Raw genomic sequence first — 12185 nt, 5'->3', positions numbered from 1 at the left:
CAAATTCATAATTTCTTTGTTGTAAAAATAAATAAAAACGTAGTTTTTTACTTTTGTGAAAAGAATAGAATTATCCCTTATTTTTGCACAAAACAATTCCTATTGAAAACCAAATTATTCGTAATCACGCCGCCTTTTACCCAACTGAATACTCCGTATCCGGCAACTGCATATATCAAAGGGTTTCTGAATACCAAAAAAATTGAATCGGTTCAAGCGGATTTGGGTATCGAAGTGATTTTGAAATTGTTTTCGAAAGAAGGTTTGCAAAATTTGTTTGAAGTTGGGGGTTTAACGTTTAAAGTTCCAAATCATACCATTTCAGATAATTCCAAGAGAATTTTCGCTTTGCAAGATGAATACCTTAAAACGATAAATCCTGTTATTGCTTTCCTTCAAGGGAAAAATCCAACATTGGCACTTCAAATTTGTCAGGAGGATTTCTTGCCGGAAGCGTCCCGATTTGCGCAATTGGAAGAACTCGATTGGGCTTTCGGAACTATGGGGACACAGGATAAAGCGAAACACTTAGCAACTTTATACCTTGAAGACATCTCTGATTTTATAGTCGAATGTGTCGATGCTAATTTTGGTTTCAGCCGGTATGCAGAACGTTTGGGGAGAAGTGCGAATTCTTTTGACGAATTGTATGAAGCCTTGCAGGAGGAACCAACCTATATTGATAATTTACTTCTTTCGATTCTAAAAGAGAGAATAGAAACTATTCAACCTACATTATTCTTGATTTCGGTTCCGTTTCCAGGGAATTTATATTCGGCTTTTCGTTCCGCACAATGGGTGAAAAAGCATTATCCGAGTATTAAAATTTCAATGGGTGGCGGTTTCCCAAATACCGAACTGCGTTCGCTTTCGGATGCTCGCGTTTTTGAGTTTTTTGATTTTATTACGTTGGATGATGGCGAAACACCAATTGAAGAACTAATAAACGCTGTCTCTTCGAGCGCAGTCGAGAAGCAATATAAACGAACATTCCTTTTAGAAAAGGGAAAAGTAGTTTACAAAAATAATTCTCTAAAACACGATTACAAACAATCGCAAGTGGGAACGCCCGATTATTCTGATTTACTTTTGGATAAATACATTTCGGTTATCGAAATTGTGAATCCAATGCACCGAATGTGGAGCGACGGACGTTGGAATAAACTCACTATGGCGCACGGTTGCTACTGGGGAAAATGTACGTTTTGTGATATTTCTTTGGACTATATCAAAGTGTACGAACCCGTTGCTGCTAATTTATTGTGCGACCGAATGGAGGAAATGATTGCTCAAACGGGCGAGAACGGATTTCATTTTGTAGATGAGGCTGCTCCTCCGGCTTTGATGCGTGCTTTGGCTCTTGAAATCCTTCGCAGAAAATTAGCGATTACTTGGTGGACTAACATTCGATTCGAAAAAAGCTTTACTAAAGATTTATGTTTACTTCTAAAAGCTTCTGGTTGTATAGCCGTTTCCGGAGGTCTTGAAGTCGCTTCGGACAGATTATTAAAATTGATTGATAAAGGCGTAACTGTCGAACAAGTGGCGAAAGTAACTCGAAATTTCACCGAAGCTGGCGTAATGGTTCATGCCTATTTGATGTACGGTTATCCTACGCAAACCATTCAGGAAACCGTGGACAGTCTGGAAATGGTTCGTCAATTATTTGAAGTTGGTGTATTACAATCCGGATTTTGGCATCAGTTTGCGATGACCGCGCATAGTCCTGTTGGCTTGTATCCAGAGAAATTCGGTGTGGTAAAGGAAACCGAAGCGATTGGAGCTTTCGCCAATAACGATATTAATTATACCGATTCCACAGGAATCGATCATGATAAGTTCAGTTTTGGACTCAAGAAATCCTTGTTCAATTTTATGCACGGAATCTGTTTTGATTATGAGTTGCAGGATTGGTTTGAGTTTAAAATTCCAAAAACTAAAATTTCACCTGATTTTATTTTTGACGCTTTGCAGGAAGACGATGATTTCAACATCAAGCCTACAGCAAAAATCGTTTGGTTAGGCGGGAAGCCATTTACAGAACATTTTACTAAATCCAAAAAAGGGAATTCCTGGGAAATGATGACTTTGACTTTCCATGATAAAAAAGAAAGTTTCAGTATTCAAACAAATAAAAATGAAGGGGAATGGTTGGTAGAAATGTTACAGAAAATCTCTGTTTCGAATGCTAAAATTTATAATTATCAAGAAGTTAAAGCTGATTTCGAATCACATTTGGAGGACTTCGAATTGTTTTGGTACTCCAAACCAATTAAAACTCTTAGAGAATTTAGATTATTAGTGTTATAAATTTTTCTACCTAAACTATACCTATTTAGCATAAAACTTAATTTTAGCTTTACGAAAACGTTTTCTTTTACTTATTTTTACGATTCTAAAATAGAAACAAATGAGTATTGGTTATAAAGTTAATGTAAACGACACTTTTCATTTTGATTTGGAAAAGGAAAGTGTTTCACAACTGGATGCTGTGCGTGTGGAAACGAATAAGTTCCATATTTTACACGAAAACACTCCTTATCAAGCGGAAATCATCACTTCTGATTTTCTTCAAAAAAACTACACCGTCAAGGTAAACAACAACACATATACCGTTGTCATTTCTAATCCTTTGGATATTTTGATTAAGGAAATGGGATTCGAAACGGGACTTACCAAACAAGTCAATTTTATCAAAGCACCTATGCCCGGATTGATTCTAGAAATCAGTGTTGTGGTAGGTCAAACTGTAAAAGAGAATGACAACCTGATTATTTTGGGCGCCATGAAAATGGAAAACAGTTTTCTTTCTCCGCGAGATGGCGTTATCAAAACCATTTCGGTAGTGATGGGAGATGCCGTGGATAAAGGCCAGTTGTTAATTGAATTCGAGTAGAGATAAAAGATACAAGATAAAAAGAACCAAGAATTTATATTTCTTTGCTCTTGCAGCGAAGCGGTCTTTATTCTTTTAGTCTTATTAAATATGAAAAAAATATTAGTTGCCAATAGAGGGGAAATCGCCATCAGGGTGATGAAAACCGCACAAAAAATGGGCATTAAAACCGTGGCAGTTTATTCAACTGCCGATAGAAATGCACCGCACATAAAATTTGCTGATGAAGCGGTTTGGATTGGAGAAGCGCCTTCAAGTCAATCCTATTTATTAGGAAGCAAAATTATAGAGGTTGCGAAATCTTTAAACGTAGATGCCATTCATCCCGGTTATGGTTTCCTGAGTGAAAATGCTGATTTTGCTGAAGAAGCCGAAAAAAATAACATCATTTTTATTGGTCCAAAGTCGAAAGCCATAAAAATCATGGGGAGCAAATTAGCGGCCAAAGATGCTGTTAAGCAATACAATATTCCAATGGTTCCCGGTTTTGACGAAGCCATTACTGATGTCGAAAAAGCAAAAGTAGTTGCTAAGGAAATTGGTTTTCCAATTTTAATTAAAGCTTCAGCAGGAGGCGGTGGAAAAGGAATGCGTGTAGTAGAAAGTGAAGCCGATTTCGAATCCCAAATGGATCGCGCTATCAGTGAAGCGATTTCCGCTTTTGGAGATGGTTCTGTTTTTATCGAAAAATATGTGGGTTCGCCAAGGCATATCGAAATTCAAGTTATGGCGGACAGTCATGGTAATGTGTTGTATTTATTCGAAAGAGAATGCAGTATTCAAAGACGTCACCAAAAAGTAATAGAAGAAGCGCCTTCTTCGGTTTTAACAGCGGAATTGCGTAAAAAAATGGGTGAAGCTGCTGTTTTGGTTGCGAAATCCTGTGATTATTTAGGAGCTGGAACGGTCGAGTTTTTATTGGACGAAAATAATAATTTCTACTTCTTGGAAATGAACACGCGTTTGCAGGTTGAACATCCCGTTACAGAATTAATTACCGGAACCGATTTGGTAGAACTGCAAATAAGAGTGGCAAGAGGAGAAGCATTGGCAATCAAACAAGAAGATTTGAGAATAAAAGGACACGCGATGGAATTACGTGTGTATGCCGAAGATCCTATGAATGATTTTCTACCGAGTGTAGGGCATTTGGACGTATATCAATTGCCTGTTGGTGAAGGAATTCGTGTGGATAATGGTTTTGAGCAAGGGATGGATATTCCCATTTATTATGATCCAATGTTAGCCAAATTAATCACTTATGGTGAAACTCGTGAAGAGGCTATTCAAATTATGATAAAGGCTATTGAAGACTATCGTGTGGAAGGTGTGCAGACAACGTTGCCTTTCGGAAAATTTGTTTTTGAACATGAGGCGTTTCGTTCCGGAAAATTTGACACGCATTTTGTAAAAAACTATTACAATGCCGATGTGTTGAAAAAACAAATGGCGCAAGAAGCTGAAATCGCTGCTTTGGTAGCGTTGAAACAGTATTTTGAAGATCAAAAAATCGTACGCTTACTACATTAAAATAATGGTTTTAAATAAAATCAGCGAATTAGCGGTTAAAAAAAGAATAGTATGAAAGACAAAATAAGTACATTAAACGATAAAATTGCCGAAGCTCATTTAGGTGGAGGTAAAAATAGAATAGCAAAACAACATTCGAATAAAAAGCTAACGGCAAGAGAGCGTGTTAATTATTTGATGGATGAAGGTTCATTTGAAGAAATTGGGATGCTGGTAACCCACCGTACAACTGATTTTGGAATGGAAACTGAAATGTATTATGGCGATGGAGTCATTACAGGATACGGAACCATAAACGGGCGATTGGTTTATATTTTTGCACAGGATTTCACGGTTTTTGGTGGTTCATTATCCGAAACCCATGCTGAGAAAATCTGTAAAATTATGGATATGGCAGTCAAAATGGGTGCGCCAATGATTGGATTGAATGATTCTGGTGGAGCACGTATTCAGGAAGGTGTTCGTTCTTTGGGCGGTTATGCCGATATTTTTTATAGAAACGTACAAGCCAGCGGTGTGATTCCGCAAATTTCCGCAATTATGGGACCCTGCGCTGGTGGAGCTGTGTATTCTCCAGCCATGACTGATTTTACGATGATGGTTGAAGATACCAGTTATATGTTTGTAACAGGACCAAATGTGGTAAAAACCGTAACCAATGAAACGGTAACTTCAGAGGAATTAGGTGGTGCGAGCACGCATTCTACTAAATCTGGTGTGGCTCATTGTACCTCGACCAATGATGTGGAATGTCTGGAAGATTTGAAACGCTTGTTGAGTTATTTGCCACAAAGCAATAAAGAAAAAGCACACAATTTACCTTACGAACTAAATGATGAAGTTCGCACCAAATTAGCAACTATTATTCCGGATAATCCCAATAAACCGTACGACATGCACGAGGTGATTGGTGGAATTATTGACGAAGATTCGTTTTTTGAAATTCATAAAAATTATGCCGAAAATATCCTTGTTGGCTTTGCCAGATTGGGAGGAAAAAGCATTGGGATTATAGCGAACCAACCGATAATTTTAGCGGGTTGTCTGGATGTAAACAGTTCCAAGAAAGCAGCTCGATTTACTCGTTTTTGCGATTGTTTTAATATTCCTTTATTGGTTTTGGTAGATGTACCGGGATTTTTACCGGGAACCGATCAAGAGTGGAACGGAATCATTGTTCACGGTGCGAAATTGTTGTACGCTTTAAGCGAAGCAACCGTACCGAGAGTGACCGTAATTACACGTAAAGCTTATGGAGGTGCGTATGATGTAATGAACTCGAAACACATTGGTGCCGACATGAATTTTGCTTGGCCAACTGCCGAAATTGCGGTGATGGGAGCCAAAGGTGCCTCGGAAATTATCTTCAAGAAAGAAATCAACGAAGCCGAAGACCATGAGGCAAAACTCTTGGAAAAAGAAGCGGAATATGCTGATTTGTTTGCGAATCCTTACACAGCAGCACAACGCGGTTTTGTAGATGAGGTAATTCTTCCTCAAGACACCAGACGCAAACTGATAAAAGCATTTAGTATGCTCGAAAATAAAGTTAGTGTGACTCCGAATAGAAAACACGGAAATATTCCTTTATAGTATTTTATAAGAATCAAAAAACCACCTTCATCAGGTGGTTTTTTTGTTATGATGTTTCTAATACAAACCGAAACCCAATCCCGTGTAAATTTTCTATTGCAATTCCTTTTTCGTTGGCAAGTATTTTACGCAAGCGGGAAATAAAAACATCCAGACTGCGTCCCATAAAATAATCGTCGTCGCCCCAAAGTGAAGTTAGGATTTGTTCTCGTTTTAGAACTGCATTTTTATTTTCTAGAAATAATTTCAAGAGTTCGGATTCGCGTTGCGTGAGGGATATTTTTTCGTTTTCGTTGTATAGAATAAAATTTTTGGTGTCAAATTGGTATTTTCCAATTTCATAAATCGTTTTGTCAGCAGTATTATTTTTATGAGAACGTTTCAGGAAAACCTCTATTTTTAGGATTAATTCTTCAATACTGAAAGGCTTTACGAGATAATCATCGGCGCCCAAGCGCAATCCTTTAATGCGATCTTCCTTTAAGGTTTTTGCCGAAAGGAATATAATAGGAATATCAATATTAACCTTTCTAATTTCAGTAGCTAATTCGAATCCATCCATTTTTGGCATCATAATATCCAGAATGCAAATATCAAAATTGCCTTTTTTGAAATTTTCCATACCTATTTTTCCATCGCAACAATGTGTCACTTCATAGTGGTTTTGCTCCAAATTATCTTTGGTAAGGAATGCTAATGTTGCATCGTCTTCGGCATAAAGAATTCTGGAAGTACTCATTAATTATTTGGAATTAAAATGGTTAGCGTAATGCCTTTTTCGAGATTATTGGTGGCGTTAATTTTCCAATGATGTAAATTGCAAATTTTTTTTACGTAATACAAACCCAATCCAAAACCATTGACTTCATTGCTTTTCTCACTTGGAATTCGGTAAAACTTATCGAATATGAAAGAGAGGTTTTTGTTGCAAATTCCGATTCCATTATCAATAAATTCTAGTTTTAGCATCTGATTTTCTTTCGATAATCGGATGACAATTTCGGGTTTGCCGTTACAGTATTTTGCGGCATTGTCTAGGAGATTGTAAACCAAATTATTGAAATGAAAGGAGTCTGCAATTATTGTATAATCAGATGAATCTGATTTGATTGTTGTTGTAATTTCAGGATATTTTAGTTTGATGTTTTCGATGGCATTTTCAATTATCGGAACTATCGCAATGTTTTCTGTATTCAATTCCAAAGGAGAATAATCGGATTTGGCTATTGTTAAAATTTTCTCGATATGCTGGTTTAGTTTATTGCTTTGATTGATAATAATTTCGGCGTAGGTGTAGAGTTTTTTGTCCTTTTTGATGGGTTCTTGCTGGATTAAATAATTGGAAGCAATCAAAATGGATGATAAGGGTGTCTTGAATTCATGCGTCATATTATTAATGAAATCCCGTTGTAATTCGGAGTATTTTTTTTGCTGTAAAAGCGTAAAAATAGAATAGACATAAATCAGTAAAATAAGAATTAACACCATTGAAAGTACAAACCAAAACCGCAACGAACTAAACAAATAAGTGGTTTCATTGGGGAAACGAATGGCAAAATAATATACTAAATTTTTATGTTTTGGGAAATAAATAGACTGTTTTCCTTTTGATTTGTCCGATAAAGAAATATAGTTTCCATACACCATTTCATCGCTTTGGCAATTGTACATAGCATATTCAAAATCGGTCGTGAGATTCATTTTTTTGAATTCGGATTTTAGATAAAATTCTAAAATTTCGGGTTCAAAATCATTATCAATATTCACTACATAATAATCATTTGATATTTTTTTTATCGGATTTTCTGTGGGCAAATCGTGGTTGGTACCATGGTATAATTTTTTGGCAACCTCAAGTAATGCGATATGTGTTTTTTGGCTGAACTTTTTTTCCTCAATAGTAAAAGCTTCTTTGGTCCAAAGGAGTTGTGCCACCAGAATACCAACGATGGCAATGATTCCAAGAATAATGATACTGTTGAGTTTGTTTAGTTTCAAATGAAAAATGGATTTAGAAAGTGTAATATTAATGAAAATTACATTAAAATATAGCCATTAACAAGTCGTTAACAAACATTTGAAACCGCTTAACAGGAGGCAAAGATTTTCTAATCTACTTTTGGTATGTTCAAATGAAGTAATCTATTGTATAACTATTATAAAAATCAAATTATGAAAATCATCAAAATTTCAATGTTGGCATTAACTCTAGGATTAATGTCATTTTCAGCCATCGCCCCAGCAAATGCTTTGGCGTCAAAAGTTTCGTCTGTTGTTTCGTCCATTTTATGGAAAAGTGAAAGTATAGATGTTGGTCAAATTCCTCAAAACACGCCAAAAGCCATTAATTATGAATTTAAAAACACAGGGAAAACTACATTAATAATCACCAACGTCAAAGGTTCTTGTGGTTGTACGGCTACAGATTATACCAAAACACCAATTCTTCCAGGGAAATCAGGAAAGGTAACAGCAACATACAATGCAGCTAATAAAGGTGCTTTTACAAAAACAGTTACAGTTACAACGAATGTTGAAACAACACCAAAAGTATTGACACTTAAAGGAATTGTTATTTAGGTTTTAAAAGTTATTTATAATGTTAAAAACTCGATTCGTCTTAGATAAATCGAGTTTTTTTGTGGCTGAATCTGAATTTGTTATTGATTGTAATTTGATGGTTTTAGATAAATCATTTTTAAATAAAATGTTTATCTTTCCTTTTTTAAACTTAAAAAATGAAATACAACAGATGTGGAAAAAGTGGTTTGTTACTGCCACAAATTTCTTTGGGATTATGGCATAACTTCGGTTCAGTGGATAGTTTTGAAAATGGAGAAAACATTGTCAAAGCAGCTTTTGATGAAGGAATTACCCATTTTGATTTGGCTAATAATTACGGTCCGGTTCCGGGTTCAGCAGAAACTAATTTTGGAAAAATCCTAAAGAATAATTTCCATGGAAACCTGCGTGATGAAATGGTGATTACTACTAAAGCCGGTTACACTATGTGGGATGGTCCTTATGGCGACTGGGGTTCCCGTAAATATTTGTTGTCGAGTTTAGACCAGAGTTTGAAGCGCATGAATCTGGAATATGTAGATATTTTTTATTCGCATCGTTTTGATCCTGAAACACCTTTGGAGGAAACCATGATGGCTTTGGATTATGCAGTTCGAAGCGGAAAAGCAATGTATGCAGGGATTTCGAATTATAATGCAGAACAAACTAAGGAAGCTACTGAAATCTTGAAACGATTGGGAACGCCTTGCTTGATTCATCAAGTAAAATATTCGATGTTTGTGCGAGAGCCTGAAGCGGGATTACTAGATGTTCTCGAAGAAAAGGGAGTGGGTTGTATTGCTTTCTCACCTTTGGCACAAGGACTTTTAACGGATAAATACTTGAAAGGGATTCCAGAAAATTCAAGAGCTTTTAACCCAAATGGTCATTTAAAAACAGATGAAGTTTCAGAGGAAAGAATCCAAAAAATCATTCAACTGAATGCTATTGCACAACAAAGAAATCAATCATTGGCACAAATGGCTTTGGCTTGGCTGTTAAAAGATAATCGAATTACTTCTGTTTTGATAGGTGCCAGTTCCGTTGGTCAATTAAAAAATAATATTGACAGTTTACAAAATCTGGATTTCTCTACAGCCGAATTATTGGAGATTGAGAATATTTTGAGATAGTTAGAAAAGTTTGAACGAAAAGTGAAAATAAATATTTTGTAGAGCCAGAAATCAAGGTTTGATGGTTTTTGTAAAAGTATATCGTTGATAAATAAACCTTTATTGCAATGGACTCCATTGGCTTAAATCGATGGAGTTTTTTTTTATGATAAAAAAGATTAACTTGCGCCAAAGAAAAAAAGTGATATATCTTACAAAAACGGAAACTGTGTTTTGGTTTTTCTTTTATATTTGAGTGTATTCCATGAAGAGATTGATTAATTTAAATACGTATTCTAAACTACTATTGTTGATAATTTCGACAAGTATTTTCTTTTTTCTAATTTACATCTCGCTTTATCTTTATACTGTTCAAGAAGAAAGTCATTTTTACAAAATCACTTATAATCAATATGATAAGGAAGTGAAGTCCTTGTTTACACTTAATTCCAAAACGCCTACAGCCACTATTATTGATGTTACCTACTGGGACGAGTTAGTCCATTTTACAAATACAAAAGACGAAAAGTGGTATAATAAATATATTTTAAGAGAATTTGAATCGTATGAAGCTGATTACATTGGTATTTATGGTTTAGATCAAAAACTAATCAATAAGACAGTTTCTTCTAAGATTAAAAACTTTGATTTTATCCCAAAAGAGATGATGTCAGTGCTTTATAAATCTAAACTTAAAAGATTTTATATAAAAATTCCAGAAGGTATTGTTGAGGTTTTTGGAGCTACAATTCACCCTTCAAATGATCCTAAAAAGAATAAAACGAAGCCTTCCGGTTATTTTTTTATGGCCAGACTTTTAGACGAATCATTTATGAGTGCTTTAGGGAACATAAGCAGCTCAAAAGTTAATTTAGTTTCAAGCGATTATGTAATTGCAAATGAAGATGATTTTGTTATTGTAGGTTTAGATTTAAAAGATTGGAAAAATGAAGTTGTTGTCAAATTACTTTTTAAAAGGTCTTTCAATTTAAATTATACTAACACAAAAGAGATTCTTTTTATTGTAGTTCTTGTTTCCTTGATTAATATTTTTGTCTACGTTTATTGCACAAAAAGATGGGTTTATAATCCATTAAAGTTAATTAAAAGTATTCTTGAAACAGGAAATGCAAGCTCAATAAATAGTTTAAAAAGATCTGATGGTGAGTTTGGATATATTGGAGACCTATTTGAAGAAAACAGCAATCAACGGAAACAATTAGAAATTGCTAAACAAAAAGCAGAAGAAAGTGACACCTTAAAATCTTCTTTTTTGGCTAATTTATCACATGAAATTAGAACCCCCATGAATGCCATAATGGGATTCAGTGATTTGCTTCATGATACAAATATTGAAGAAGAAGAGAGATTAGAATATTTAAAAATTATAAAAAATAGTGGCGGAAGTCTAGTATCAATTATCGAAGACCTTATTGAAATGTCTAAAATTGATGCTAAGCAAATTATGCCTAATTATAAAGGATTAGATATAGAAAAGTGTATTACAGAGTTGTATGATTCCATCAAGGTTACCATTCCTAAAGACAAAGAAATTCAATTTTATATTCTTGAAAATCCGGATAAACTTCAAAATAATATTCTAACAGATGAAACAAAATTGAAACAGATTATAGTTAATTTAATTACTAATGCATTAAAATTTACAGATAGAGGTTTTGTCGCTTTTGGATATTCAATAAACAAAGAAAAAGAAGTTTTAGAATTTAAGATTGAAGATTCAGGAATGGGAATCAGCGAAAGTTATTTAAAAGTAATTTTTGATAGATTTAGAAGAATTGAGGGCGATGGATCGGTTGAATTATCTGGACTAGGATTGGGCTTGTCAATTACAAAAGCTTATGTAGAAATGTTGGGTGGAGAAATAAAGGTAAAATCCACAATTGGACAGGGTTCCGTTTTTTCATTTTCGATACCATTAAAATTTGATCGAACGGTAAAAGCTATAAAATCAAAAAAAGTAAAATCTTTTTACAGGAATTATGACAATGAAATTATTTTAGTTGCAGAAGATGATACCATTAATTTCTTGCTGTTGAGAAAAATTATTGAATCAAAAAATCATACTGTTCTTAGAGCTAAAAATGGACAAGAAGCAGTAGATATTTGCACAGAGAATCCAAATATTACTTTGGTGTTTATGGATATAAAAATGCCTATTTTGGATGGCTATCAAGCTTTCGAAAAAATAAAAGTAATAAAACCAGAACTTCCTGTTGTAGCCCAAACCGCTTATTCCTCATTTGAAGATAGAGAAAAAATGATGCAATTTGGTTTTACGGACTGTATCACAAAACCATTGGATAAAGAAAAAGTATTCGAGCTGCTGGATACTGTTTTTATGGGAATCAATAAATAAATTAATTGATTGTCCGCAATTACCCATAATTAAATAAAAGGCTTATATTTGATAAAAAAAGAGCGATGAATCTATTCAATTTTACAGCAAATTTTGGGAGTGAAGAGTCTTGTAG

Annotated in this window: 9 protein-coding genes; 7 read left to right on the top strand and 2 right to left on the bottom strand. The window is 34.6% G+C overall.

All coding sequences use genetic code 11. The features are described 5' to 3' along the window. Window positions 1-102 precede the first annotated feature (102 nt). The 4 genes from QLS31_RS14360 (at window position 103) to QLS31_RS14345 (ending at window position 6019) form a co-directional block, all read left to right on the top strand. Window positions 103-2310 (top strand): radical SAM protein, encoded by a 2208-nt coding sequence (locus tag QLS31_RS14360; protein ID WP_282744422.1) that lies wholly within the window; start codon window positions 103-105, stop codon window positions 2308-2310. A 100-nt stretch (window positions 2311-2410) separates the two neighbouring features. Then, window positions 2411-2896, top strand: coding sequence for an acetyl-CoA carboxylase biotin carboxyl carrier protein subunit (locus QLS31_RS14355; protein WP_282744421.1), 486 nt, complete (start codon window positions 2411-2413; stop codon window positions 2894-2896). A gap of 90 nt (window positions 2897-2986) precedes the next feature. Then, entirely contained in the window at window positions 2987-4426 is a 1440-nt protein-coding gene (gene accC / locus QLS31_RS14350) for an acetyl-CoA carboxylase biotin carboxylase subunit (RefSeq protein ID WP_282744420.1), read from the top strand. A gap of 51 nt (window positions 4427-4477) precedes the next feature. Next, window positions 4478-6019: an acyl-CoA carboxylase subunit beta gene (locus tag QLS31_RS14345; RefSeq protein ID WP_282744419.1), complete on the top strand. Its 1542-nt coding sequence runs from the start codon at window positions 4478-4480 to the stop codon at window positions 6017-6019. A 46-nt stretch (window positions 6020-6065) separates the two neighbouring features. Here the strand turns inward: QLS31_RS14345 and QLS31_RS14340 are convergent, their stop codons facing one another. Both QLS31_RS14340 and QLS31_RS14335 read right to left on the bottom strand, forming a co-directional pair. Then, a complete protein-coding gene (locus QLS31_RS14340; RefSeq protein ID WP_282744418.1) occupies window positions 6066-6758 on the bottom strand; it encodes a response regulator transcription factor in 693 nt (230 codons plus the stop codon). Next, window positions 6758-8017 (bottom strand): HAMP domain-containing sensor histidine kinase, encoded by a 1260-nt coding sequence (locus QLS31_RS14335; protein ID WP_282744417.1) that lies wholly within the window; start codon window positions 8015-8017, stop codon window positions 6758-6760. The genes QLS31_RS14340 and QLS31_RS14335 overlap by 1 nt, the downstream gene beginning before the upstream one ends. A 174-nt stretch (window positions 8018-8191) precedes the next feature. Between QLS31_RS14335 and QLS31_RS14330 the strand changes: the two genes are divergently transcribed. The 3 genes from QLS31_RS14330 (at window position 8192) to QLS31_RS14320 (ending at window position 12070) form a co-directional block, all read left to right on the top strand. Further along, window positions 8192-8599: a DUF1573 domain-containing protein gene (locus QLS31_RS14330; protein WP_282744416.1), complete on the top strand. Its 408-nt coding sequence runs from the start codon at window positions 8192-8194 to the stop codon at window positions 8597-8599. A gap of 158 nt (window positions 8600-8757) precedes the next feature. Further along, window positions 8758-9714: an aldo/keto reductase gene (locus QLS31_RS14325; RefSeq protein WP_282744415.1), complete on the top strand. Its 957-nt coding sequence runs from the start codon at window positions 8758-8760 to the stop codon at window positions 9712-9714. A gap of 244 nt (window positions 9715-9958) precedes the next feature. Further along, window positions 9959-12070: an ATP-binding protein gene (locus tag QLS31_RS14320; RefSeq protein ID WP_282744414.1), complete on the top strand. Its 2112-nt coding sequence runs from the start codon at window positions 9959-9961 to the stop codon at window positions 12068-12070. Window positions 12071-12185: the final 115 nt, after the last annotated feature.

The organism is Flavobacterium sp. XS2P24 (genome assembly GCF_030010285.1).
In the GTDB taxonomy this organism is placed as follows: domain Bacteria; phylum Bacteroidota; class Bacteroidia; order Flavobacteriales; family Flavobacteriaceae; genus Flavobacterium; species Flavobacterium algoritolerans.
The sequence above is the reverse complement of the archived record's forward strand: the minus strand, read 5'-3'. Positions and strand labels throughout refer to the sequence as shown.